Source organism: Bacillus sp. B4EP4a (assembly GCF_006680105.1).
Classification (GTDB): domain Bacteria; phylum Bacillota; class Bacilli; order Bacillales; family DSM-1321; genus Peribacillus; species Peribacillus simplex_E.
Map to the genome: position 1 here is coordinate 183,122 of NZ_VHIK01000016.1, position 24,880 is coordinate 208,001.

General features: G+C 40.9%; 24 protein-coding genes and 2 pseudogenes. 12 read left to right on the forward strand and 14 right to left on the reverse strand.

Annotation, left to right across the window (positions count from 1 at the left end):
- Positions 1-4 precede the first annotated feature (4 nt).
- The 4 genes from FNK51_RS09260 to FNK51_RS09275 all read right to left on the reverse strand — a co-directional run bounded on the left by FNK51_RS09260 (position 5) and on the right by FNK51_RS09275 (position 1,319).
- Positions 5-184, reverse strand: coding sequence for a spore gernimation protein GerPD (locus FNK51_RS09260; protein ID WP_098371334.1), 180 nt, complete (start codon positions 182-184; stop codon positions 5-7).
- A complete protein-coding gene (gene gerPC, locus FNK51_RS09265; protein WP_141993123.1) occupies positions 174-785 on the reverse strand; it encodes a spore germination protein GerPC in 612 nt (203 codons plus the stop codon). Before gerPC ends, FNK51_RS09260 begins: the two co-directional genes overlap by 11 nt.
- Positions 786-868: 83 nt before the next feature.
- Positions 869-1,075, reverse strand: coding sequence for a spore germination protein GerPB (locus FNK51_RS09270; protein ID WP_098371332.1), 207 nt, complete (start codon positions 1,073-1,075; stop codon positions 869-871).
- 22 nt (positions 1,076-1,097) lie between these two features.
- On the reverse strand, positions 1,098-1,319 hold the full coding sequence (locus FNK51_RS09275) for a spore germination protein (protein ID WP_098371407.1): 222 nt from the start codon (positions 1,317-1,319) through the stop codon (positions 1,098-1,100).
- 224 nt (positions 1,320-1,543) lie between these two features.
- Here FNK51_RS09275 and FNK51_RS09280 point away from each other — a divergent pair, with 224 nt between their 5' ends.
- From FNK51_RS09280 to FNK51_RS09295, 4 genes are all read left to right on the forward strand, one after another.
- The gene (locus FNK51_RS09280) at positions 1,544-3,136 is read left to right on the forward strand and encodes a long-chain-fatty-acid--CoA ligase (RefSeq protein WP_141993124.1); all 1,593 of its coding nucleotides are present in this window, start codon (positions 1,544-1,546) and stop codon (positions 3,134-3,136) included.
- A gap of 253 nt (positions 3,137-3,389) precedes the next feature.
- Entirely contained in the window at positions 3,390-4,664 is a 1,275-nt protein-coding gene (locus FNK51_RS09285) for an MFS transporter (protein ID WP_141993125.1), read from the forward strand.
- Between the two features lie 41 nt (positions 4,665-4,705).
- Positions 4,706-5,887 (forward strand): DUF418 domain-containing protein, encoded by a 1,182-nt coding sequence (locus FNK51_RS09290; protein WP_141993126.1) that lies wholly within the window; start codon positions 4,706-4,708, stop codon positions 5,885-5,887.
- A gap of 133 nt (positions 5,888-6,020) precedes the next feature.
- Positions 6,021-6,362, forward strand: coding sequence for a YisL family protein (locus tag FNK51_RS09295; protein ID WP_063232221.1), 342 nt, complete (start codon positions 6,021-6,023; stop codon positions 6,360-6,362).
- Positions 6,363-6,419: 57 nt separating this feature from the next.
- On the opposite strand, the gene FNK51_RS09300 is transcribed toward FNK51_RS09295, so the two are convergent.
- Positions 6,420-6,986: a DUF2777 domain-containing protein gene (locus tag FNK51_RS09300; RefSeq protein ID WP_076367203.1), complete on the reverse strand. Its 567-nt coding sequence runs from the start codon at positions 6,984-6,986 to the stop codon at positions 6,420-6,422.
- Positions 6,987-7,271: 285 nt separating this feature from the next.
- On the opposite strand from FNK51_RS09300, the gene asnB reads away from it, so the two are divergent.
- A complete protein-coding gene (gene asnB / locus FNK51_RS09305) occupies positions 7,272-9,119 on the forward strand; it encodes an asparagine synthase (glutamine-hydrolyzing) (protein ID WP_098371328.1) in 1,848 nt (615 codons plus the stop codon).
- Between the two features lie 43 nt (positions 9,120-9,162).
- Here asnB and FNK51_RS09310 read toward each other — a convergent pair whose 3' ends face one another.
- A complete protein-coding gene (locus FNK51_RS09310; RefSeq protein WP_141993127.1) occupies positions 9,163-10,917 on the reverse strand; it encodes a glycoside hydrolase family 13 protein in 1,755 nt (584 codons plus the stop codon).
- A gap of 365 nt (positions 10,918-11,282) precedes the next feature.
- Here FNK51_RS09310 and FNK51_RS09315 point away from each other — a divergent pair, with 365 nt between their 5' ends.
- The 4 genes from FNK51_RS09315 (at position 11,283) to FNK51_RS09330 (ending at position 17,332) form a co-directional block, all read left to right on the forward strand.
- Complete coding sequence (locus FNK51_RS09315; RefSeq protein ID WP_141993128.1) at positions 11,283-12,533, forward strand: extracellular solute-binding protein; 1,251 nt, start codon at positions 11,283-11,285, stop codon at positions 12,531-12,533.
- Between the two features lie 149 nt (positions 12,534-12,682).
- The gene (locus FNK51_RS09320; protein ID WP_141993129.1) at positions 12,683-14,218 is read left to right on the forward strand and encodes an alpha-amylase family glycosyl hydrolase; all 1,536 of its coding nucleotides are present in this window, start codon (positions 12,683-12,685) and stop codon (positions 14,216-14,218) included.
- A 79-nt stretch (positions 14,219-14,297) separates the two neighbouring features.
- Positions 14,298-15,947: a glycoside hydrolase family 13 protein gene (locus FNK51_RS09325; protein ID WP_141993130.1), complete on the forward strand. Its 1,650-nt coding sequence runs from the start codon at positions 14,298-14,300 to the stop codon at positions 15,945-15,947.
- A 341-nt stretch (positions 15,948-16,288) separates the two neighbouring features.
- Positions 16,289-17,332, forward strand: coding sequence for a LacI family DNA-binding transcriptional regulator (locus FNK51_RS09330; RefSeq protein ID WP_098371323.1), 1,044 nt, complete (start codon positions 16,289-16,291; stop codon positions 17,330-17,332).
- Positions 17,333-17,370: 38 nt separating this feature from the next.
- On the opposite strand, the pseudogene FNK51_RS09335 reads toward FNK51_RS09330, so the two are convergent.
- From FNK51_RS09335 to FNK51_RS09355, 5 genes and pseudogenes are all read right to left on the reverse strand, one after another.
- Positions 17,371-18,159: pseudogene (locus FNK51_RS09335) on the reverse strand (MBL fold metallo-hydrolase).
- 72 nt (positions 18,160-18,231) lie between these two features.
- Positions 18,232-19,107, reverse strand: coding sequence for an SDR family oxidoreductase (locus tag FNK51_RS09340; RefSeq protein ID WP_098371321.1), 876 nt, complete (start codon positions 19,105-19,107; stop codon positions 18,232-18,234).
- Positions 19,108-19,344: 237 nt separating this feature from the next.
- On the reverse strand, positions 19,345-19,836 hold the full coding sequence (locus tag FNK51_RS09345) for a YajQ family cyclic di-GMP-binding protein (RefSeq protein ID WP_063232211.1): 492 nt from the start codon (positions 19,834-19,836) through the stop codon (positions 19,345-19,347).
- A gap of 103 nt (positions 19,837-19,939) precedes the next feature.
- Entirely contained in the window at positions 19,940-20,071 is a 132-nt protein-coding gene (locus FNK51_RS09350) for a DUF3941 domain-containing protein (RefSeq protein WP_076367185.1), read from the reverse strand.
- A 68-nt stretch (positions 20,072-20,139) separates the two neighbouring features.
- On the reverse strand, positions 20,140-21,006 hold the full coding sequence (locus tag FNK51_RS09355; RefSeq protein WP_098371320.1) for a DegV family protein: 867 nt from the start codon (positions 21,004-21,006) through the stop codon (positions 20,140-20,142).
- Between the two features lie 156 nt (positions 21,007-21,162).
- On the opposite strand from FNK51_RS09355, the gene FNK51_RS09360 reads away from it, so the two are divergent.
- On the forward strand, positions 21,163-22,005 hold the full coding sequence (locus FNK51_RS09360) for a YitT family protein (protein ID WP_098371319.1): 843 nt from the start codon (positions 21,163-21,165) through the stop codon (positions 22,003-22,005).
- 136 nt (positions 22,006-22,141) lie between these two features.
- Positions 22,142-22,390 (forward strand): annotated as a pseudogene (locus FNK51_RS09365) (KGG domain-containing protein); the annotation flags it as partial.
- A gap of 41 nt (positions 22,391-22,431) precedes the next feature.
- Here the strand turns inward: FNK51_RS09365 and FNK51_RS09370 are convergent.
- The 3 genes from FNK51_RS09370 to FNK51_RS09375 all read right to left on the reverse strand — a co-directional run bounded on the left by FNK51_RS09370 (position 22,432) and on the right by FNK51_RS09375 (position 23,752).
- Positions 22,432-22,680 (reverse strand): DUF3813 domain-containing protein, encoded by a 249-nt coding sequence (locus FNK51_RS09370; protein ID WP_141993131.1) that lies wholly within the window; start codon positions 22,678-22,680, stop codon positions 22,432-22,434.
- The gene (locus FNK51_RS26510; RefSeq protein WP_164468789.1) at positions 22,680-22,832 is read right to left on the reverse strand and encodes a hypothetical protein; all 153 of its coding nucleotides are present in this window, start codon (positions 22,830-22,832) and stop codon (positions 22,680-22,682) included. The genes FNK51_RS09370 and FNK51_RS26510 overlap by 1 nt, the downstream gene beginning before the upstream one ends.
- Positions 22,833-22,936: 104 nt before the next feature.
- Entirely contained in the window at positions 22,937-23,752 is an 816-nt protein-coding gene (locus FNK51_RS09375; protein WP_141993132.1) for a Cof-type HAD-IIB family hydrolase, read from the reverse strand.
- Positions 23,753-23,981: 229 nt separating this feature from the next.
- Between FNK51_RS09375 and FNK51_RS09380 the strand changes: the two genes are divergently transcribed.
- Complete coding sequence (locus FNK51_RS09380; RefSeq protein WP_141993133.1) at positions 23,982-24,770, forward strand: prolyl oligopeptidase family serine peptidase; 789 nt, start codon at positions 23,982-23,984, stop codon at positions 24,768-24,770.
- Positions 24,771-24,880: the final 110 nt, after the last annotated feature.

The following is a 24,880-nucleotide window of genomic DNA, read 5'->3' on the forward strand; positions in this document are numbered from 1 at the left end:
TCTTTTATCCTTTTGGAGCAAATGGGACGAATGGTCCGATGATAAGGGATTCCGGCGGGGTATCGAATGCGGAAGATAGTTGGACCGTTTGTACATCCCCTATGAGAAATAAAGCAGAGCTTGCTACACCGGTAATTTTAATATCTCCTACGCAAAGCTGGTGATTGGTTACATTAAACTCCATTTGGATTTCCTCCTGTCTCGGCTTGTGAATGGGTAATGAATTGAAATAATGCGGTTTGAATATCGGATTTCACCTTTTCCCTGATCTTTTCCTTGATATTATCCCTTTGCTGCGGAGCACGTTCCGCGTACGAAAGATTATCGAAATACATATTGATTCGTTGATGCAGCTGGCGTTCGACGTCCTGCTTAATAAAGTCATGATAAGAGGGTTCCAATGATATTTTCAGCTGGTTTTCCGCATCGTGAATCATATTTTCCAAGTCTGAAAGTATATCGTTGTGAATTTCCTCGACGACGATCTCCCTGCCTGGAAATAGGTTAGGGCCAGGTTGAACAGGTTGGTTGTTGACGGCAAATTCATCAATGTTGTTAAGATCAGTTGGATTTAAACCGATATTCAAAGTTCCATCTAGAGATTCGACCTTTAACTGATCGAATTTATATTCAATTTTATCTACATGGATTGGCGGTTTATTTTTCAGCTCGGCTAGTTCATCTTTCAGGCGTTTGAGTTCGTGTTCAAGTTTCATGATCCGTTTATCCTGGGCTTCAAGAAAACGCTGCATTTGTATGGAATATGAATATAGATCCTGATTCACGATTCAACACCCCACCTTCACAATAAGTTAATTTTATATAAGACAGTATATGAAAAAGTTGGAGGTAGGTGAATGCCTATGAACTAGGAGCGGGTAAACGGGACGAAACTGGTTGATGGGACTACATCAGCTTCAATTTGTGGAGCAGGCTCAGTGAATCCACCAGTATTGGCTAAGGTGGAATATGGTTTAATAACCCCGGCGCTTCCTATTTGAAAAACGGATGAATTGGCGATGCTTTCAATTTTTATCATATTGATTTGTATGGTCTGGTGAATATTGAAGATCATGCTGACTCCTTTCTTAAAACCATTAGAGATTTAAGACCAGTGGCTGATCGACACCATCTGTATCATTTGTATTTGTGGTGCTGTAGGCATTATAGAGGGATATGGATTCACCTGTATTAAAAGAGCCAGCACCTGCAAACGTTTTTGAGGTGGTATATGGACTAATCTTAAAGACGTCCCCAATATGGACAATTCCACTGCTACCGACGTTGATAACTTGAACGACTCCTACGATGGCTGGCAAGAAAATCACCCTTTTTTTATTCTGGTTTTTCCCTTGAATCTCAGGCCATGAGCCTATCACTGAAGGGAGTTTCAAGGTATTGTATGTTGACTCATGATTGATGTGATTCATCTGCCTACTAATATATTGTTATATAACAATGGTAAATGTTATTGGAATTTTGATAACAGATATGGTAATATAATGCTAATTCAGAATCTTCAAATAAAATTAGAGGTGAGGAAATGAATGTACCATTAGTTTTATCGCATTTCTTGGATCGAGCAGCCTTACTATATGGCGATAAGAAAGCCATCATTGGAGATGACAAGGTTTTAACCTACTCAGAGTTGAAAGGCCGTGTAAACCAGCTTTCAAATGGTTTAAGGGACCTTGGAGTCAAAAAGGGTGACAAGGTGGCATATTTGGCACCTAACTCAATTGAAATGCTTGAAGGCTTTTATGGGGTATTTCAGCTTGGGGCAGTAATCGTTCCATTGAATATCCGTTTGAAGCCTGCCGATTATGTATTCATTTTGAACCATAGCGATTCAAAGGTCCTTTTCGTAGATCAGGAATTGTATCATCTAATTTCCCCTGTCAAGGATGAACTTGAGTCGGTGGAGCACATAATCGTTCATTATAAAAATGAAGAGATAAATGAAACCGATTACAACCATTGGCTGGAACGTTATGATAACAAGTGCTTCAACCGGGAGTCCGTGGATGAAAATGATGTTTCGAGTCTCCTTTATACTAGTGGGACCACAGGGAATCCCAAAGGGGTGATGCTGACTCACCGCAACAACTATTTGCATGCCCTGGGAGCGATGCATCATTTCAGGGTCAATGACCGCGATACATATTTGCATGTACTGCCGATGTTCCACGTGAATGGGTGGGGTGCCCCATTTTATTATACGGCAAATGGTGCAACTCAAGTTTGTTTGAGGAAAACCAGCCCCGAAATGATATTTGATGCACTGCAAAAGCATAAGGTTTCCATAATGCATATGGCACCCACGGTTCTGAATTCGCTGTTTCAATATTATGAACGGAATGTTCCGAATATCGAGCAGGATATCCGAATCGTCGTTGCGGGTTCCGCACCGCCTCCTGCATTCGTTACAAGGGTGGAAAAAGAGTTAGGCTGGGAATTCATTCAAATTTACGGAATGACTGAATCAACACCGGTTAGTCTGATATCGCTGATTCGTTCTGAATTCGATGATCTTTCTGAAAAAGAAAAATACAGAATGAAGGCGAAAGCCGGATATCCCATCATAGGCAGTGAGGTAAAGGTCATCCGTGGCAATGGGGAGGAAGTGGCCCATGATGGCGTGGATATCGGGGAGCTCATCGTCCGCAGTCATGGAGTGATGTTAGGTTACTGGAAAAATGAAGAAGCGACAAGCCAGACACTAATAAATGGATGGCTGCATACTGGGGACATGGCCACAATCGATGAAAATGGCAATGTTGATATCGTTGACCGCAAAAAGGATATCATCATTAGTGGCGGAGAAAATATCTCTTCCATAGAAGTGGAAGGAGTACTCTACGAACATCCGGAAATTCTTGAGGCGGCAGTCATTGCCGTTCCGCATGAAAAATGGGGAGAGACGCCGCATGCCTTCATTGTGCCAAGAACGGGCGTGGAATTAACGGAGGATGATATAAAGTCCTTCACACGGGAAAAACTAGCTCATTTCAAATCAGTTACCAGTGTATCGTTCGTCGATGAGCTTCCAAAAACGGCATCGGGGAAAATACAAAAAATCCATCTCCGTAATGATTACTGGGAAATTAAGGGGAAATCAGGAAGATTCGTTAATTGATGCCTCGCTAACGCTGGTCAGAAATGATCAGCGTTTTTTCTGTTTCCCTTTAAATTCGGTTTCATATTAAACTATGAAGAGTAACTCATGCCATTGTTGGATATGGACGGTCATTTTAGGAGCACTGGAATTTGTTTCGAAAAAAGCATCCTGTTTAACGATAAAGTGTTACTATTATAAAATATTTCAAATTATTATAATTTTTCTTTTTCATCATGTTGATTCTAAGATTTTTGGATTGTGGGGGAGAGCATTGAAACGTATTCATTATAGCTGGGTTATTTTAATCATAACCTTCTTCTCGATTATTGTAGCGGGAATCGTTAGGTCATCATCGGGAGTATTCATCGTACCATTTGAAAGTGAGTTCGGGTGGGACCGGTCCGTCATTTCTTTAGCCTTCGCCATAAGTCTTTTTCTTTATGGATTATCGGGTCCATTCATGGCCGCTCTAATTGAAGTGCTTGGATTGAAGAAAATGATGGTATTGGCCATGTCCACTTTATTGGCAGGGATTTTCCTCACTTTTTTCATGGAGCATGAGTGGCAGCTCATTTTAATTTGGGGAATTATCATTGGATTGGGTTCTGGAGTGTTTTTAACGGTTTTGAGCCCATATGTGGCAAATCGTTGGTTCGAGAAGAGGCGGGGGCTTGCGGTAGGGATACTCACGGCAAGTACAGCCACAGGCCAGCTCATTTTACTTCCGGTTTTAGCCATCATCATTGAGAATTATTCATGGAGATGGGCGATTGGATTAATTTTGATCCTTAGCTTGATCATGCTGGCAATCATCCTTTTATTCATGAAAAACAATCCGATGGAAGTTGGCACTCTTCCATATGGATTAGAAGAGGAAAGTCAGGAGGCTGTTATAGTCCAAAAGAAGAACCCCATCGCCATGGCTTTTCAGTCATTGATTGAAGCAGTGAGAGTGAAGGAATTCTGGTTATTGGCAGGAAGCTTTTTTATATGCGGTCTTTCAACGAGCGGGTTGATCGGCACACATTTCATTTCTTACTGCATTAGTTTTGGTTTACCGGTTGTGACGGCAGCATCACTGCTATCTTTCATGGGGATCTTTGATTTGATTGGTACGACTGTATCCGGGTGGTTATCAGATCGTTTCGATAACCGATGGCTGTTGTTTTGGTATTACGCTCTAAGGGGTGCTTCCCTCGTATTACTTCCTTTTGCGCTAAATGAAGGCTCTATCGGTCTATTGATAATCTTCTCCGTTTTTTATGGCTTGGATTGGATAGCCACCGTTCCTCCAACCATAAGCATTTCAAGGCAAGTCTTTGGCATGGAGAAAAGCGGGATTGTATACGGTTGGATATTCGCGGCCCATCAGGTGGGTGCAGCAGTGGCGGCGTACGGTGGAGGGCTTATCTTCAAAATATTCAATTCCTATACATGGGCATTCTTTCTTGCAGGAATCTTTTGCTTATTGGGCAGCTTGTTTGTCATACTGATAAAAAAGCAAAAAGCGGTCACGAAAGTTAGAGATGATGCAATGGAGTTATAGAAAAGATGCTAAATCTGTATGGATGAAAGAGGGTGTACGGTATGAAGGGCACAATGGTACCATTGCAGGAAAATAAACGGATCGTAAGCATCGATGTTTTACGTGGATTAGCCATTTTAGGTATTTTTTTAGTGAATATGCCTTCTTTCCACTCTCCGCTCTTGTACATAGATGGTGCCGAGCGGTGGTCCGAGGGATGGGACAGGATTTTGTACAGATTCAGTGATATTGTCGCACAGGCCAGCTTTTATCCATTATTCGCCTTTCTGTTCGGTTTCGGGGCAATCATACTAGCTGTAAGGACTGAAGAAAAGGGTATTTCATTTCCTTTACTATATATGAAAAGGCTAAGTTTCCTGCTGATACTCGGGTGCATTCATGCTTTTTTCATCTGGCATGGGGACATCCTCATTAATTATGCTGTATTTGGGTTTGCATTTTTATTTTTTTATAAAATGAAGGGCAGGAATTTAATTCTGCTAGGCTCGGTTTGTTATGTCCTGCCTTTTGCGATATTGGGTTCGCTATTTCTTATATTGGGCATTTTTGATAGGGAAGGGATGGCAATAACGACTGATTCGGCGATGATGAAACAGTCTTTGGAAGTTTATCAATCTGGTACATTTACGGACATAATGAGTCAAAGGGCACTGGATTGGTATATGGTGAATAACCCTTTTAATGCCATTATCCTTTTTTTATCGATTTTTCCGTTTTTTTTAATTGGAGCAGGCGTTGCAAAACAAGGCATTCTCCAAAATCCAACCCAATATAAACGACAATTGAAGATGATTTCGATTGTAAGCTTGCTATTGGGCATGTCAATTAAGATTCTGCCATATGTGACGGTTTACCATTTTGGTACGATATTCGTGCAGGATTATTTGGGAGGGCCGTTACTTACGATTTTTTATATCACGGCAATTACGCTTTTGGCGGAACAGGCAGGGGCTTTCCGCCTTTTACACCCGCTTTCGTATATCGGAAGGATGTCGATGAGCAATTACTTGTTCCAATCGATAGTATGTACGGCCATTTTTTATTCATATGGCCTTGGCTTATATGGATCAGTCTCTTATACGACAGGATTTGTTTTCTTAATAGCCCTGTTTTGCCTCCAAATTCTGCTTTCCTTATTGTGGATGGGGCTGTTTAAATACGGACCGGTTGAATATATATGGCGTTTGGTTACATATGGTAAAAAGCCGGTTATGCGCAGGTAGGGACCAGTTAAGAAGAAATGTAAATGGTGTTCATTAAATTGTTGGTTTTACCCGTTCAGGTGATTCCTTAGTTTTGTTTTTTTGTAAAAGCCTATGATATGATGAAATGGAAACTGAACGAGGGGGCAAAAAAATGACACATATGCATATTACGGCTTGGGTTATCGGAATCATTCTTTTCTTTGTCACATATTCGATGCTTAAAGGTGGAAATCCGAAAGCGAAAATGCTACATATGATAACACGGTTGTTCTATCTATTGATTTTCCTGACTGGCGGTATGCTGATCACTGATTTTGGTGCTTACGCAGTAAAAATGATTGTTGGAATCATCGTGATTGCGGCGATGGAAATGGTGCTGGTCCGTACGAAAAAAGGGAAAAGCACAAGTGCCATGTGGATATTGTTCATCGTAGCGCTTATATTCGTCCTTTATTTAGGGCTTTCGCTGCCACAAGGAATGGACTTTTTTTAATACTGAATTGAAGACGGGTAAATGAGGAAACCTCATTTACCCGTCTTCTTTTATCCTTTATTGTGAATTCACTTTCTCAATGACGATCCTTTTTCCAGTGTTCAGGGTGAATTCAAAACGATCGTGATCCTTTTTCCCATAAGAAAAGTGGTGCTGGACGAGGCATATTTGGCTCTCATTATCAAAGGTGAAGAAATTCACGCCGGACTGGTTAGGGACGGCCCTTAAAAAGGTGAGCTGGTTATAACTATATATACAATCATAAATAGAAAAATCAAGTGAATTCAATGTCGTTACAAATTGGAAAAAGGAATCATCGTTCAATTCTTCCAATAAACGTTCAAAAGAGTAGAGCAGTTTTTTGCGTATCCGAATGGGCTCATTTTCCCTTAAGAAGGTGATTTCCCGGTGAAGCAAGATTTTCCCCTCTTCTTCAACTACTCCTTGCTGCCAGCGCCCACCCCTGTACACTTCAATGATGCTATCAACGTGGTCTTCAATGGAGCAGGCCTCATCTGTTTCATCATCGAAAAAAATCCATTGTTGATTGATATTTTCCACTGTTCCTTCGGTAAAAGCTCTTGTTTGCCTGTTCATTAACTTGATTCGTTGTTGCTGACTCATACATATACCTCCAATAGTGGAATCCTCACCTACTTTTTAGTCAAAATCCAATGAAAATATAACTGTATATTTTAAAGTTTTATGGACAAATAACCATCTTTCCGTCTTTGCATAGGCTATGTTTAAACACGGGATGCTTTGCTCAACAATTCATTAACAACGCCGGGCGATGTGGGCAGGGTAGTCCTACGGAATTGCTGATCGGTACTTAGGGACTGTAAATCTTTTTTAAGACAGGGAGCCAATCTATTTTTGATGGTCCGGATAGAAAGGATGAAGTGTAAAATGTGTGGGATAACAGGCTGGGTGCATTTTCAAAAAGATTTACGGACAAAAACGAAAACACTGGAAAACATGACAAAAACGTTGGCAAAGCGGGGGCCAGACGAAGAAAATGTTTGGAGCGAAGCCCATGTTGCCTTTGGTCATAAACGGTTAACGGTTGTCGATGCGGAAGGCGGAAAACAGCCGATGACGAAAAATCACGAAAACGGTAGATATACACTTTGTTATAATGGTGAGCTATATAACACCGAGGATATTCGTAAACAGCTATTATTAAAAGGATATTCCTTTAACGGTCATTCTGATACAGAAGTTTTACTAATTTCTTATATAGAATGGAAAGAAAAATGCATTGACTTGTTCAATGGGATTTTTGCATTTGCGATTTGGGATGAAAAGGAACAGAAATTATTCGTTGGAAGAGATCGCATGGGAGTAAAACCATTCTTTTACGCGGAAAGGGACGGCGGGTTCATTTTCGGATCGGAGCTTAAGGCGATTCTGGCCCATCCGGATGTTAAAACGGAGATTGACCGCGAAGGGTTGTCTGAAGTTTTTGGTGTTGGTCCATCCCGAAAGCCAGGTTCAGGCGTATTTCATAATATCCAGGAATTAAGGCCTGCCCATGCGCTTACCTTATCAAGGAAAGGCCTCCGGATTTGGAGATATTGGAATGTGAAAAGCGAAGAACATCGGGATACTCTTGATGAGACGGCCGAGAAGGTTCGCTTCCTTGTCGAAGATGCAGTCACACGGCAACTTGTATCAGATGTTCCGCTGTGTACCTTCTTATCGGGAGGGCTTGACTCAAGCTCGATAACAGCCATTGCGGCAAACGCCTATCAAAAAGAAGGAAAAGGCCAGCTTCATACGTATTCCATCGATTATGAAGATAATGAGCGCTATTTTAAGGCAAATGACTTTCAGCCTAACTCTGATGGGTATTGGATTAAAAAGATGTCGGATACCTTTAATACGGTTCACCATTCATCGATCATCACTCAAGAGCAGTTGACGGATTATTTAACGGAAGCTGTCCTTGTAAGGGACCTCCCAGGCATGGCGGATGTCGATTCTTCTTTACTTTGGTTTTGTAAGGAAATCAAGCGGGATTTTGTCGTAGGCCTATCCGGCGAATGTGCGGACGAAATTTTTGGCGGTTATCCTTGGTTTCATCGTGAGGATGATTTGAATCGTGCTGGTTTTCCATGGATGAGATCGACCGGGGAGCGGGTATCTTTATTAAAAACGGAATGGCGCGAGAAATTGAAGCTCGAGGAATATGCGCAGGAAGCTTATTTGACCACCCTTGCCGAAACGCCTAAATTGGAAGGGGAAAGCGGTGTGGCAGCAAAGCGGAGAGAGCTTTTCTATATGAACTTATTATGGTTCATGACGACGCTCCTTGACCGGAAGGACCGGATGAGTATGGGTGCAAGTCTAGAGGTGCGCGTTCCATTTGCCGACCATCGCCTTGTTGAATATGCATGGAACATTCCTTGGGAAATGAAAATGGAAGGCAACCGTGAGAAGGGTATTCTAAGGAAGGCGTTGGAGGGGCTGTTACCTGATGAGGTATTGTATCGTAAAAAAAGTCCATATCCAAAAACCCATAACCCTATTTATACAGACCGTGTGCAGGCGTGGTTGAAAGACTTACTTACGGATAAAAATTCGGTCCTGCATGAGTTTTTCGATAAACAGAAGCTAACCGATATAGTAGATTCCAAGGGTGCCGCTTTTAAAGTGCCGTGGTTCGGGCAATTGATGTCAGGTCCACAGTTGCTTGCTCACTTGGCACAAACCCATGTATGGTTCAAAGAATATGATATCCAAATAATCGATTGAAAAAAACGGGGCGGATGACTTTCATTGCCCCGTTTTCATTGCCTCAATGATTGAATGCGAGAATTTTATATTGATAACCACCCAATTCAAATTTACCTTCTTGTGTGGTTTCTTTTGTTCTTAAATCGGTTAGTGTACGTCCTTTCAAATCAAAAGGAAGGGTAAAGGATTGCTGGACATCCGTCGGATTGATGAGGATCACGACAGAACGTTCTCCATTATACTTTTGGTAGGCCACGATATTTTCGTTACCGGCTGTGTCAAGGAATTTGAACTTTCCGTCATTGGCAAGTAATCTTTCTTCTTTTCGCAAGAGGATCAATGTCTTAATTTCATTGAAAAGCTCGGTATTATGTTTTTCTTCTTCCCAGATCATGCATTTTCGGCACCCTGGATCCATGTCTCCGGTTAAGCCGATTTCATCTCCATAGTATATACAAGGGCTGCCATTGAATGTCAAAAGGATTGCGTGGATGAGCTTGGTTCGAGCTAGATCTTCCCCGCAATCCGTGAAAATCCGCGGTGTATCATGGCTTCCAAGAAGATTGAATGTCACGTCAAAAACATTGGTAGGATAACTGTGATAGATGGCTGTCATTTCTTCTGTGAACTCGCGCGCATTGATGGTTTGTGAAGCGACCAAGCGAAAAACTTGGTTGGTAAACGGGTAATTCATGACCGCATCGAACTGATCGCCGCGAAGCCATGGCATCGAGTCATGCCAAATTTCCCCAAGAATATAAAGGTCAGGCTTTATATTTTTCACCGTTGTTCGAAATTCACGCCAGAATGGCTGATCGACTTCATTTGCCACATCGAGCCTCCAGGCGTCTATATCGAACTCCTTGATCCAATAAGTCGAGACCTCGAGCAGATATTCTTTCACCTCCGGATTCGCAGTATTCAATTTTGGCATCGATTCAAAAAAACCGAATGTTTCATAATTGGGCCTTTCCCCTCCTTTAAGAGGAAAGCTGTGTGGGTGGAACCAATCCTTATATTTTGATTTCTCCCCTTTTTCGAGTAAATCCTGAAAAGGGGGGAAATAGTAGCCGCTATGGTTAAAAACGGCATCAAGCATGACCCGGATATTCCGTTTGTGGCATTCGGTTATTAGGGTTTTCAATGTTTCCTTCGTTCCGAATTGCGGATCGATACTCCGATAATCAATCGTATCGTATTTATGATTGGAGTAGGCATGGAAGATTGGCGTGAAATAAATTCCGTTGATGCCGAGGTTCTCTAGGTAATCCAAATGTTCAATGATTCCTTCGAAATCCCCGCCAAAAAAATTGTCCAAGGCCGGTTCTTCACTTCCCCAAGGTATCACACCTTCCGGATCATTTTCGGGGTTTCCGTTCGCGAATCGTTCAGGAAAAATTTGATACCAAATTGTATCTTTGACCCATTCCGGTGCCCCGAAAACTTCATTTTGATGTAGATAGGGAATCGCAAAATAGCTTCCGGGATCTCGGGGTGGTTCTTTAAAGAAGCCCTTTTCCGTGTAAATGGCACTTTCATCTTCTGAGGATACCTTGAACCCATATCGAATTCTTCGGTAGGGAGGCTTCACATAGATATGCCAATAATCATAACGGTTATCGCTGCCTGATAAACTCATGGGAAGTTCTTCGTACAGCCACTGACCATCATTATCTGAAATGTATGGATCCCCAAAAATCAATCCAGCTGAGGAGATATCTTGTTTTTTCGTACGTAGGCGGATATGTAGGGTTTCAGTGTTGATGGTATAGCCGTAATTGTCATTAGGTCTATGGTGTATGGATGAAAATTCCATTATAAAACCACTCCAATTCTATAGGTATTTGGGGATGTGAAAAAGGAAACTTTCCGGCTGTTTATGAGGGGGGGCACCATGAAGTTGCACTAAGCCAGGTTAAGTGTTTTTCAATATGGTTATATACCCGATTTCAATTGAAAAAAGCACTTATTAACTAAAAAATAACAAAAAGTGTTCATCACTACAAGGAAATAAATACACCAAGGAAAATGTTGTAAAAACCAAAGCCGTTCATATAATGATAACAATAGCTTTGGCACCGTTTTCATTAAGTGGCTTTGTTTGAATGACTGAACTGAAAAATAGTATTATTTGGTGCTTTTGGACATGATAGAATAAACATTTTAAAAAGGAGAATGAAAGTGAAGAAGCTGATTTTTCATTTGTTCATGTCCATGTTTTTAATCGTTAGTGTAAGTGCTTGTGGTACCAGTTCAGATTTGGAGAATGAAGTAGTGAAAGAAAATAAGAAAAAAGAAGACAAAGCCAGCAATGAAGCGAAGCCGGAAAAATTGATCATTTGGGAGGAAAAAGGTAAAGCGGAGGCCCTAAAGCCGGTGATTGAAGCTTTTGAAAAAGAATATGGAATCAAAGTTGAGCATGAAGAGCTTGAAATAGCTACCGAGATGTATGAGCGGCTTCGAAGTGATGGGCCAATCGGAAACGGAAAGGCCCCGGATGTCGTAACTTTTTCTCATGAAAAAGTCGGGCAAATCGTGAAGGAAGGCTTAATTCAGGAAGTGAAGGTGGAAGATGAGGTATTGAATGCCTTCATTGAACCTTCAATTAGTGGGGAGATGTATCAAGATAAGGTATTTGGATTGCCAAAATCCGTAAACACATCCGTTTTCATTTATAACAAAAAATTGATGGCTAAGGCTCCTGAGACGATGAATGACCTTTATAAAATGGCGAAGGAATTAAGAAAGGGTAACGTGCATGGTTACTATGCCAAATGGAATGATTTCCATGATTCTTATGGAGTGATCGCTGGAATGGGAGGTTATATTTTTAAAGATAAGAATGGAAAACTGGACCCTTCCGACATTGGTTTGAATAATAAGGGTGCCATAAAAGGGGCTGCGTACATCCAAAAATGGTATAGGGCGGGGTTGATTCCTAAAGGCGACAAGGCAGCGATCGAGAAGTTGTTCATACAAGGGAATTTGGCTTCTATCATGAGTGACAGTGACTCATTTACCGGGCGAAAGGATACAGGAATTGCCCCCATGCCCGAATTGCCCAATGGCCAGCCAATGAAAACGTTGATGGAAATCAAAGGGTGGCATGTAACAGCATTCACAAAACATCCTTATTGGTCTACGAAGTTAGTTGAATATTTGACAAATGATGATAATGCAATGCAGCGTTATGATTTAACCGGGGAAATCCCTCCTAATAAATCAATCAAACACAATGTCGCAATCAATGAAAATGAAAGGGCACAAGCCATAAGTATACAATTACAATACGCTGAACCAGTGCCGAGTATACCGGAAATGAATAGGGTATGGGGACCGATGAATGCAGCCATGGATGAAATAAGCACTCAAAAAGCAAAACCAAAAAGGGCCTTGGATAAAGCGGTTAAGACGATAAAAAAAGAACGTTAATCGTGTTCTGCCTTTTCCGATTCGGTAAACATGACCAGTATCTCCAATTTGTCCCTTTAGTGTAAAGTTTTTTATAAATTGGATTTGACGTTAAGGGGTCAAAAGGCTAATCTTAAAGGCGTAAAGAGATAGCTAGGAGGAGAGCGGATATGAGAAAAAGAGTGTTATCACTCGCTTTAATTCCGTTGCTTCTTTTTTACGCCATTCCAGTAGGAGCAGCTGAAAAAGAACAACGAACTTGGAAGGATGAAATCGTATATTCATTATTGATCGACAGATTTTTCGATGGAAATACTCAAAATAATGGAGATGCGAACGTGAATGACTCTTCCACGTTTAATGGTGGGGATTTCGAAGGTGTCACGAAGAAACTGAATTATTTAAAAGATATGGGTTATACCGCTATCATCCTTTCACCGATTTTCGCTAATGATGAAAATGGCTATCATGGCGATTGGGTGGCAGATTTCTATAAAACGGATAAACATTATGGGACATTGAAAGAGTTTAAAAAACTCGTGAATGAGGCACATAAACGCGATATGAAGGTGATCATTGATTTTCAAGCAAATAATGTGGGTCCTGACTCCACGTGGCTGACCGATCCAAAAAAACAAGATTGGTTCCATGAAGAAAAAAAGATTTCACAGGACAGTAGCCAAAAGGATTTGGAAACAGGCTGGGTTGATGATCTTCCCGATTTGAATCAAGATAATGAGGAAACAAGGAAATATTTACTTGATGCTGCCAAATGGTGGATAACGGAAACCGATATTGATGGTTACCGTATAAATAAAGTCCAATACGTAGCAAAAGATTTTTGGAAGGAATTTGTGGATGCAGTCAAATCTGAAAAATCAAATTTCTATACAATCGGCGATGTACAAGGTGATGCCGATTTGATATCAAGCTACAAGAAGACGGGTATCGATGCTTTTATGGCTTATCCACAAAATGCTGAGCTACGGGAAGCATTTGCTGCACCCGATAAAGAATTGAAACCTGTTTTTAATGCGTTTGAGAAAAGCGAAGATGAATTAGGGGGAAATGCCCAGCAGGCATTATTCATGGATACACAGGGAATGCCCCGTTTTACAAAGGATGCAGCCGACCATAACGAAAATCCAGGTTCCAGATGGAGAATGGCGCTGTCGTATCTATATACGATGCCAGGGGTGCCAATCGTATTTTATGGATCGGAAATTGCCTTAAATGGGGATAATGCCCCGGATAATCACAAGTTGATGAATTTTAAGACAGAACAGGAATTGGTGGAATATATAACAAAGCTTTCTGATCTCAGAGACTTGTACCCAGCTTTGGTAAAGGGGGATATGGAGCTTTTATATGAAAAAGGTGGAGCTTCGGTATTCAAGCGTGTATATGGTGATGAAACGATTGTCGTCGCCATGAACAATACGACTGAAACTCAAACGATAAACCTTACTGATAAGGAACTTGAAAGTAATAAAGAGTTGAGAGGTATGCTGAATGGGGATCTGGTCCGCAGTAAGGACAACAGTTACTCTATCGTAATCGACAGGGAGACGACAGAAGTCTACACACTGTCACCTAAATCGATTATTAATATTCCTTACCTGTTAGTCATAGGATTGGTTCTTCTTATTTTTGGTATATTCATTGCTTTGGTTATTAAGCGTTCAAAACGGAACCAACCAAAATAATCATATACCTCTCGATTGTCGGTAGCCGCCAAACATTGTCCCTAAGGCTTTGTGGAAAACAGGATCGGGAGGTTACAGCATGAATAAGACCTGGTGGAAAGAAGCGGTCTGCTATCAAATATACCCGCGCAGTTTCATGGATAGTAATGGTGATGGAGTCGGTGATATAAAAGGTTTGATTTCAAAGCTTGACTATTTGCAGGAATTAGGGATAGATGTTATTTGGATTTGTCCGTTTTATAAATCGCCCAATGCGGATAATGGCTATGATATTAGTGATTATCAAGCAGTTTCCGATGAATTCGGTTCAAACGAAGATATTGATCTGTTATTGAAAGATGTTCACGGACGTGGGATGAAGGTGATACTCGATCTTGTTTTGAATCATACAAGTGATGAGCACCCCTGGTTCGTAGAGTCACGTTCGTCCCGCGATAATCCGAAACGGGATTGGTATATATGGAGGGATGGGCAGGACGGTCGTGAGCCTAATAATTGGGAAAGCATCTTTTCCGGAAGTGCCTGGAAATTCGATGAAAGGACCAATCAATACTATTTACATTTATTTGCCGAAAAGCAGCCAGACTTAAACTGGAAAAATACTGATGTACGAAAGGCATTATATGAAATGGTCAATTGGTGGCTCGATAAGGGAATCGATGGCTTCCGAATTGATGCGATCACGCATATTCATAAGCGTGATGGCCTTCCGGATATGCCCAATCCATATTGGCATCAGTACGTACCTGCGTTTGAAATGCACACCAATCAGGACGGGATTCTGGATTACCTTAAGGAGTTGAAAGAAGAGACTTTCTCTAAGTATGATATCATGACGGTCGGTGAGGCCAATGGCGTCAGGATTGAGCAGGCGGAAGAATGGGTCGGGGAATCGAATGGGAAGTTCAATATGATATTTCAATTTGAACATCTTGGACTTTGGAATAGGGGACAGAATCACAATGTTGATGTTCAGGGGTTAAAGCGCACAATGACCAAATGGCAAAAGGGGCTGAAAAACAAAGGATGGAATGCTTTGTTTTTTGAAAATCATGACCAGCCAAGAAGTGTATCCACCTGGGGAAATGATCATCAATACTGGTTGGAAAGCGCAAAAATGATTGGGGCTCTTTACTTTTTCATGCAAGGCACACCTTTTATTTATCAAGGTCAGGAAATTGGCATGACGAATGTCCAATTTGATTCGATTGATGATTATGATGATGTAGGAATGAAAAACTTTTACCGGATAGAGACCTCCAAAGGTCGTCCGCATGATGAAATCATGAACATTATCTGGCATAGCGGCCGTGATAATTCACGAACACCGATGCAATGGAATGATTTTGAAAATGGCGGTTTCACGCACGGAACACCTTGGATGAGGGTTAATCCCAATTATCGCGCCATTAATGTAGAACAGCAGAAAAATGACCCGTCATCCATTTATCATTTTTATAAAAAGATGATTGATCTTCGAAAAAAACATCAGGTCCTTGTTTACGGGGAATATGAATTATTATGGGAAGATCATCCTGAACTTTATATTTATACAAGAAACATGAATGATAATTCAGTCATGGTAGTATGTAATTTTAGCATGAATCACCACCAAATCGACCTCTCTCACTGGGGGAAAATGGAACTCTTGCTAGCTAATTATGAGGATTGTCCTGAGGTGTCCCTTATTGATTTACGTCCATATGAAACGAGGGTTTATCGTTATTAATTTGTATATCACTTCTATGGACTTGATTGGAAATCAGCTTAAATCCTATGTAGTTAGTCGTCTGACTTCTTAATCTCCAATAGACATGCGGTTTTTTAGAAGCTGATCATACATCAGCTTCTTTTTGAATTTTAAAACAAAGATGAAAAAAACGGAAAAGTAAGTATTTTCTGAAAAATTGAACAAACATTAAAAAAAGTATGGATATAACTATCGAACTGAGTGTATTATGAATACATACAAAATGTATAAATATAAAACGAATATTAGAGAAGTGTTTATTGGTATTCACCTTGTATTAAATGAAGTCAATAAAGGCTAAGAGGGGAGAGGGGAAATGCATGGCCATAACAATAAAAGATGTGGCACAGTTAGCGAATGTTGCTCCTTCAACAGTTTCTCGAGTGATTGCAAACAATCCTCGGATAAGTGAAAAAACAAAGTTACGGGTACGTAAGGCGATGAGTAAATTAGGATACCATCCAAACTTCATTGCACGTAGTCTTGCCAATCAATCGACCAGGATCATTGGCTTGGTAATGCCAAGTTCTTCAAATGATTATTATCAAAATCCGTTTTTTCCGACGATCCTTCAGGGTCTAAGTGAGGGAGCTCAGGAAAATCATTATTCCCTGTTGCTAAGCACGGGAAAAACAGAAGATGAAATCTACGAAGGAGTAGTGAATATGGTGCAGGGGGGGATGGTTGATGGAATAATCCTGATGTATTCAAGGATGAACGATCACATTCTGACCTATTTGAGAGCAAGGGCTTTTCCATTTGTGATCATTGGGAAACCCTATGATTTTATCGAGGAGATAACATATGTTGATAATGATAATGTCTTGGCTGCCGAACAGGCAACGGATTACCTCGTACAGCTAGGACATGAAAGGATTGGATTCATCGGAGGTGACGTAACCCTTGTGATGACCCTTGATCGCCTGTCAGGATATGAACGGGCATTGAAGAGGGCTGGAATCGATCGAAGGAGGGAATATACCCTGCATGAAGATTTTTTGCATGAAGGGGGACAAGCAGCTGCAAAAAGGTTACTATCCATCGATGAACCACCAACCGCTTTGGTGGTCAGTGATGATCTTATGGCACTTGGCATCGTGCATTCACTTCGTGAGATGGGCGTGCGCACTCCTGAAGAAATTTCAATCGTCAGCTTCAATAACGTTCTTTTCTCTGAACTGTCATTACCAGCCCTGACTTCCGTAGATATCAATATTTTTGATTTGGGCTATCAGGCCGCTAAGGGCATCATTCAAATGCTGCAGACTGGAGATGCTCCTGCTGGGACCATCATTCCACATCATTTCGTGGAAAGGCATTCCTGCAGATCGATCAAGCAAGGTGTAATGGCCATGACTTATTGAACGAAAAGGGCATTGCATAAAAGCAATGCCTTTTTTTCCTAGAAATGTACACTGAAACTTTTGAATGCATGTACACCCGTTCCGTGTCTGACTAAATTATTCTCTTTAAGGTATTGAATGGCTTCAAGGACTTCCTCAAAGATCCCTGGTTCGAGGCCGAGTTGGTTGTGTCCGCCATAAATTTTGGATACTGCCTTGATTTTTGCGATTTTTTCTAATGAATTCACAAGGTCTTCAGGGCTTGTCGAGGGATAAAATGCATAAACTGGAGTATCTGAATAAAGCAGGTCGCCAGTAAATAAATAACCTGTTTCATTATCCAAAATTGAGATGTGGCCAGGTGAATGCCCAGGTGTGTGATAAATGCCTAAACTGCGGTTCCCAAGATCAATCGTGTCCCCATCCGATAAGAGCCTATCAGGGGACCCCCGGTATGGCTTTTATTTAAAAGGATCGAATGATTCGGGTAGGGGGACAGTGATGTCCCGGGCAATGTTCTTTCTTATTTGTTCCAAGGACAAACCTTCAATGCCGTTGATCAGCCAATTGGCATCATCACCATGAACATAAATTGTTTCATAATCCCCATGACCGCCAATATGATCGGCATGAACGTGTGTCGTCAGGACGATAATCGGAAGATCGGTAAGCTGGTCTGTAATCCGCTTAATTGAACAGATGCCTAATCCTGTGTCGATTAACGCAGCTTGGGTCTCCCCAAGTAATAAAAAGGAATGGACTTTCTCCCAATGACCATATTCACTGATTGCAAACGTTTCTGAGTCCAATTCCTGAACGGTGAACCATGGATCTACAATATTTTTCAAAAATGACTCCACTCCTTCCCATTCATATATTCCGCTTTAACCGGAAATATCCTGCTTTTGAAAGGGTAAAGCTTATCCGTTTACCACGGTCCCGCCGTTTACGTGGATGACTTGTCCGCTGACATAGGATGAATCATCACTTGCCAAATATACATATGCTGGTGCTAATTCCTCTGGCTGCCCTGCACGGCCCATTGGAGTATCCTGTCCGAATTTGGCAACATCCTCTTCTCCGAATGAGGCAGGAATCAGCGGTGTCCAGATCGGTCCTGGCGCAACACCGTTCACTCTGATGCCATCTTTTGAAATGGAGTTCGACAGGGCCCTTGTAAATGCCAATATTGCACCTTTTGTTGAAGAGTAATCGATTAGTTTTGGGTTGCCTTGATAGGCTGTGATAGAGGTTGTATTAATGATGCTGCTTCCTTTTTTAAGGTGCTTCAATGCAGCTTTAGTTAAGTGGAACATCGAGAAAATATTCGTGCGGAACGTTTTTTCCAATTGTTCAGCTGAAATGTCAAGGATACTTGTCTGCACATGCTGTTCACCGGCGTTGTTGACTAGTATGTCCAAACCGCCAAATTCATCAACCGTTTTTTTGACGACATCCTGGCAGAAGGATTCATCACCGATATCTCCTGAAATTAGTAAACATTTCTGTCCTTCTTTTTCGATCAATTCTCTAGTCGCTTTGGCATCCTCGTGTTCATCCAAGTATGCAACTGTCACATTTGCTCCTTCCTTGGCGTAATAAATGGCAACCGATTTACCGATTCCGCTGTCTCCTCCTGTTATGATTGCCGTTTTACCTTTTAGTTTGCCGCTTCCTTTGTAGGCAGCTTTAACTGAATCAGGGTTCGGTTCCATTTTTGTTTCCAATCCAGGTTGATGCTGTTGATGTTGAGGTGGAAATCCTTGTTTATTCTGATTTTGATTTTGGTTAGTCAAGATTAAAACGCCTCCTGTTTAATTATCTATACTTTTTCTATTCCTTTTTTAGAAAAAAGAAAACATGGAAAAAATGACCAAGTAAATCATAGGTAATTATTTATATAACTAAGGGAACATGACTAGTCTTTCCTTGTTACATGAAGGAGATTCATTTGAAGAAAAAAGGGAGGGAAGACGGCTATCGAGGCAATGCTGCAAATAAAAAAGACCCACCCAAAGGTGAGGCCTTCATACTTAGCGGTAATTTAAGAATTGTACATCAATGGATAGATCAGCGCCCCGGATTGCGGAAATGATTCCTTGCAAATCGTCACGGTTCTTACCGGTAACACGGATTTGATCATCTTGGATTTGGCTTTTCACTTTAAGACCGCTATTTTTAATGATGGTATTGATTTTTTTTGCTTGTTCCTTATCGATGCCTTGAATCAACTTAGCCCGTTGGCGAACGGTTCCGCCAGAAGCTCCTTCTAATTTGCCATAGTCCAGGTTCTTGACTGGTACGTCACGTTTAATGAGTTTACTGATGAGAACATCCTTCAGCTGTTCGAGCTTATATTCATCGTCGGACACTAAAACCAGGTCTTCTTTTTCAATGGTGATGCTGCTTATACTCCCTTTAAAATCATAGCGTGTTTGTATTTCCTTCATAGCCATGGTAACTGCATTCGTTACCTCTGAAAAGTCTACTTTCGAAACAATATCAAATGAATTTTCCTTTGCCATCACTTACCTCCAGCAGGTTTTATTTCCTTTATTATAGAGAAAGTGTGATAGGAAGACAACTATCTAAACCATATTAAAAAAGCGAGGGGACAAGCCCCTCGCTTCATTTATGGTCTGTTTTCTTCGAATAGGAGTGCTTACCCGCAGCAAGATTTTCCTGATAGGCGACATTTTTTTCAGCATTTCTCGCCTGGTTATCTTTTGGCCTTTTGTTGTCATCGGTTGTTTTTGACATAGAGAAAACTCCCTTCCATTATCTGATCAATATATATTGTTCACAATTATGGAAGGGAGTATGTATGTTTATGATTTCTCAGGGGTATCGTTTAAGAAGAAGAGGGCAATTGTACCAGGACCGGCATGTGCACCGATGACGGAGCCGATTGTATGGACCATGAAATCGGTTGTCCCGAATTCATTTTTAATGGCTTCCTTCCATTCCAGGGCCGTCGCATCATCATCACCATGACTGATGGCAATCGTTTGGTTTTTTAAATTTTTTCCTCTTTCGTGCATTAATTCGATTACACGTTTAATCAATTTCTTTTTGCCGCGTAACTTTTCAAGCGGAACAAGCTTCCCATCTTCTACATGCAATAACGGTTTAATGTTTAATAAACCGCCAACAAGGGCAGATGTCTTGGAGATGCGGCCGCCACGGGCCAAATACTCAAGGTTATCTACAGTGAATAGATGCTCCATATGCCGGGTTTGGAATTCTATGTCAGCTAGGATTTCTTCTTTAGTGGCACCGTTTGCTGCTAGATCGGCTGCTTTCTTTACAATTAATCCGACGCCCATCGAAGCGCATTTCGTATTGACGATTTCAATGTCAAGGTCAGGGTACTCTTCCTTCACCTGATTAAGAATCATCACTGCCGTTTGATATGTTCCTGATAACTCAGAGGAAAAGGCTATATATATCCCTTGTTTTTTCTCTTTGGCAAACTGTGTGAAAAGTTCTATAAAGCATTCTGGTGAAGCTTGCGATGTTTTCGGGGCTTTTCCCTCAATCATCGCTTGATAGACTTCGTGAGAATTAATGGTAAGTAAATCTTCATAATTTTTCCCGTCAAGATGGACTTGTAAAGGAATTAATGAAACATTGTTTTCCTTATAGAAAGACAACGGCAAATCACATGCACTATCTGCCAGAATTGTGATAGCCATAATACACCTGCTTTCTTTTTACAATTTTTAGAAAATGAGTGGTCACTCTACATTTTAGTGTAGCACGTAACGGTGAAAATTCAATCTCTACGTAAATAGAATAAATAATTAAGGTTAAAAAGATAATAGAATAAGGGTGAAATGGAGGTTTTTAGGATGTACAGTGGTGAAATGAAGAAAATTATCATAGTTGTGGTCGGAGCATTACTGAATGCCGTCGCAATGAACTTTTTTCTAATACCGGCAAACGTATATGCAAGCGGCTTTACAGGAGTGGCCCAGCTTCTATCGAGGATGATTGGTTCTTTTGCTCCTTTTAATGTATCGACAGGTATTCTATTGCTTTTATTGAACATTCCAGTGACGATCATTGCTTGGCGAAAGGTTGGAAAGTCTTTCACTTTTTATAGTTTCCTCAGCGTTGTCTTGATGTCCTTCTTTATGGAAATCATTCCGATTACACGCTGGTCACCTGACATATTATTAAATGCGGTATTTGGCGGAGTCATAGCTGCAGTAGGTGTGGGGATCACCTTGAAATACGGTGCGTCGACTGGCGGAATGGATATTATCGCCATGCTACTGTCACGGAAGAAGGACAAACCCGTGGGTACTTATTTATTTCTGCTGAATGGCGTGATCATTGTAACGGCAGGTGCTGTTTATGGACCGGAAAAAGCTTTGTACACACTTGTTACCCTTTACACATCGACGCGTGTCGTTGACGCGATTCATACGCGTCATGAAAAGCTTACGGCCATGATCATTACAAAGAAAAGCGAAGAACTTAAACAGGCAATCCATGCTAAGTTAGTTCGCGGAATCACGAGGGTTCCTGCAAAAGGGGCGTTCACGAACGAAACTAAGGAAATGTTATTGATTGTCATTACAAGGTATGAACTGTATGACCTTGAAAAAATCATCAAGGAAGTGGATCCACACGCTTTCACAAATATCATAGAAACTTCAGGCATTGTTGGAACTTTCCGCAGGGAATGATATTAACAAAAAATTAAGGCCATTACACTTCTATTACAAAAGGCAGTATTTAGGCGTATTATGTTTATTGCCTGTATCAAACGGTTAATTCTTATATTGTAGCGCCAATTTAAAATCTTATGAAGGAGTGATAAAAATGGCTAACGACGAAAAAATGAGCAGACAGGAAGCAGGTCGTAAAGGCGGGGAAGCCACTTCTAAAAATCACGACAAGGATTTTTACCGGGAAATTGGGCAAAAGGGCGGAGAAGCTACATCGGATAATCATGATAAGGAATTCTATCAAGAAATTGGACAAAAGGGCGGAGAAGCCACTGCTGATTCCCATGGTAAAGACTTTTATAAAGAAATTGGTGAAAAAGGCGGTAAGGCACGAAATAACAATTGATAAAGCGAAAGCCTCCAGGAATCCCGGAGGCTTTCACGTTATTTAGAGTGGTTTTCCAGCTCTTCCTGGAGTTCTCGCAGTTGTTCTTTTTCGGCCTCTGTCGTATTGGCAAAGGCTGATGAAAGAGCGTTTTTAGCGATTTCCTCTGTCTTGCGCTGGTCAACGTCATGCTCAGAGTGGAGAGCATTTTTAGCGATTTCCTCTGTCTTATGCTGGTCACCTTCATGCTCAGAGTGGAGAGCTTCTTCAACAAATTCCCTTGCCTTCTGGAATAAATTGTTTCCCATTAGAAACCACCATAGCTTTGTTCTGACATAATTCTTAACCTGTCTTTTTCAGCCTCTTCAAACGTAGTGTGATAAGGGATTTTTTCGGCATGCCTGGCAACACTTTCTTTGCCTTGCTGTACAAATCGTTTAGATTTACTGCTTTTACCCATTCTTATCTCCTCCGATTCTGAGCGTTGTCGACAACGGAATGGAAGCTGTTGTCCATATTAGTTTGGCTTGAAAAAGAGATATTATGAAGGTAAAAAATGACGTATTAGGCTTTTATATTGAATTTTTCTTCGAGGAAGACCGCTATACCATCTTCTTCATTCGTCAATGTAGTCGTATTTGCTACCGTTTTTACTGGTGAAATCGCATTTCCCATGGCCACCCCGGTTCCCGCGTAATCGAGCATTTCCAAATCATTATCTTCATCACCGAAAGCGATTATCCTGTTTTGAGGGATTTCCAGATAGTTGGATACACGTTTTAAACCTACGGCTTTACTTAACCCGCTTTTTATTATTTCGATGATATGAAAAGGCTCTGCCCAGCGGCGATGATCGACTAATTCTGCATGGACATCGGATAAATGCTGGCGAATCTGTCCTACGAATTCACTATCTGTATGAATTAGCATCGAAGTTGGGGAATCCTGAAGATAATTGCGCAAGTCACCTGTCTTCATGATCGGATTTCCTACATTAAACATGTTCATCAACTTTTCATCATGATAATGAACATAAACATCATCCCGGACTTCTGCGATGATGTTGTGATATTTAAACTGATCACACGCTTCAACAATATCTTTCGCAACACTTATATCAAGTGGAGAGTGGTATACCCCCCAGCTTGTATGTAATGGGTGATGGACGAAAGCGCCATTGAAATTAACGATTGGTGTAGTCAACCCCAATTCCCGGTAATAAAGTTCACTTGAGCGAAAGGGACGCCCGGTAGCGATCATAACTTCGTGTCCATCTTCTTTTAGTTTTAGGAGTGTTTTTTTAGTCCTTGAAGAAATTGTTTTGTTATCTGTAAGTAAAGTACCATCAAGATCTAATACGATTAAATGTTTCTCAGCCATGTACACACCTTCTGTTCTTTTTGATTTCATTATATGCAAATATTGTTAAGCCTATTTTAAAGTAAATGTAAATCTTTTTCATTCTTTATGCATTCCTGTATGATATTACTATATCCAGGATCATGATGATTAAAGCGAAGCTCGGGATTAAGGAGTGGAATGATGAATGCCAATGCCATATTGATAATGGCATTGAAAAGACCGGAACAAATTATTCGGAGGGGTTAACTTGATAATAATTGAAAAAGAACTAATTGGACATATTCCTGTACTGCACCTAGGTGAAGAAACCACTTTCAATCAGGAATTGCCGGTTATTATTTTTATACATGGTTTTCAAAGTGCAAAAGAACACAATCTTCACTATGCTTATTTAATGGCAGAAAAGGGTTTTCGTGTGCTTCTTCCCGATGTGATCCATCATGGGGAAAGGGAAGCTGGCTTAAGTGATTCTCAAATGATGCCCCGTTTTTGGGAAATGGTTTTACAGACAATCCGGGATTTATCTTTGCTGAAGGATGATTTATTATCCCGAAAATTAATTGATCCTGACAGAATAGGCGTAGCTGGTACCTCTATGGGGGGAATAGTGACTAATGGGGCCCTGGCTGCATATGAATGGATATCCGCCGGAGTCAGTTTAATGGGAAACCCATCATATGTCGCGTATGCAGAGCTCCAAATGGCGGAGATTAAGAAAAGGAAAGTTAATTTCCCAGCTACTGATGAGGAAGTTGCCAAGGTGATTGAACAGCTCAAGCCATTTGATTTGAGTCTGAATCAGGATAAGCTTTCCAACCGTCCGCTTCTTTTTTGGCATGGTGCCAAAGATCCGGTTGTTCCTTATCAACATGCATATCGTTTTTATGAAGCTGTCAAAGCAGGGTATAATGAGGCAGATGAAAAAATTGATTTCATCCTTGATCCTAAGGCTGGACATAAAGTGAGTAGGGAAGGCGTACTTATGACTGCAGACTGGTTCGCGAAACATTTACTGTCAACTGTGCAAAATGCTTAAGTACTCACTCAAAATCTGTTATGATTCTAATACGGACATAAAATAAAGTCTAAAACGGACATAATGATGAAACCGATAATCTAAAACGAAGAGATTTTCCATAAAAGGAG

Coding starts and splice junctions, on each gene's coding strand:
- FNK51_RS09260 (WP_098371334.1), bottom strand. CDS start 184: ATGGAGTTTAATGTAACCAATCACCAGCTTTGCGTAGGAGATATTAAA.
- FNK51_RS09270 (WP_098371332.1), bottom strand. CDS start 1,075: ATGATCTTCAATATTCACCAGACCATACAAATCAATATGATAAAAATT.
- FNK51_RS09280 (WP_141993124.1), top strand. CDS start 1,544: ATGAATGTACCATTAGTTTTATCGCATTTCTTGGATCGAGCAGCCTTA.
- FNK51_RS09290 (WP_141993126.1), top strand. CDS start 4,706: ATGAAGGGCACAATGGTACCATTGCAGGAAAATAAACGGATCGTAAGC.
- FNK51_RS09295 (WP_063232221.1), top strand. CDS start 6,021: ATGACACATATGCATATTACGGCTTGGGTTATCGGAATCATTCTTTTC.
- FNK51_RS09300 (WP_076367203.1), bottom strand. CDS start 6,986: ATGAGTCAGCAACAACGAATCAAGTTAATGAACAGGCAAACAAGAGCT.
- asnB (WP_098371328.1), top strand. CDS start 7,272: ATGTGTGGGATAACAGGCTGGGTGCATTTTCAAAAAGATTTACGGACA.
- FNK51_RS09310 (WP_141993127.1), bottom strand. CDS start 10,917: ATGGAATTTTCATCCATACACCATAGACCTAATGACAATTACGGCTAT.
- FNK51_RS09320 (WP_141993129.1), top strand. CDS start 12,683: ATGAGAAAAAGAGTGTTATCACTCGCTTTAATTCCGTTGCTTCTTTTT.
- FNK51_RS09325 (WP_141993130.1), top strand. CDS start 14,298: ATGAATAAGACCTGGTGGAAAGAAGCGGTCTGCTATCAAATATACCCG.
- FNK51_RS09330 (WP_098371323.1), top strand. CDS start 16,289: ATGGCCATAACAATAAAAGATGTGGCACAGTTAGCGAATGTTGCTCCT.
- FNK51_RS09345 (WP_063232211.1), bottom strand. CDS start 19,836: ATGGCAAAGGAAAATTCATTTGATATTGTTTCGAAAGTAGACTTTTCA.
- FNK51_RS09350 (WP_076367185.1), bottom strand. CDS start 20,071: ATGTCAAAAACAACCGATGACAACAAAAGGCCAAAAGATAACCAGGCG.
- FNK51_RS09355 (WP_098371320.1), bottom strand. CDS start 21,006: ATGGCTATCACAATTCTGGCAGATAGTGCATGTGATTTGCCGTTGTCT.
- FNK51_RS09360 (WP_098371319.1), top strand. CDS start 21,163: ATGTACAGTGGTGAAATGAAGAAAATTATCATAGTTGTGGTCGGAGCA.
- FNK51_RS09370 (WP_141993131.1), bottom strand. CDS start 22,680: ATGGGAAACAATTTATTCCAGAAGGCAAGGGAATTTGTTGAAGAAGCT.
- FNK51_RS26510 (WP_164468789.1), bottom strand. CDS start 22,832: ATGGGTAAAAGCAGTAAATCTAAACGATTTGTACAGCAAGGCAAAGAA.
- FNK51_RS09375 (WP_141993132.1), bottom strand. CDS start 23,752: ATGGCTGAGAAACATTTAATCGTATTAGATCTTGATGGTACTTTACTT.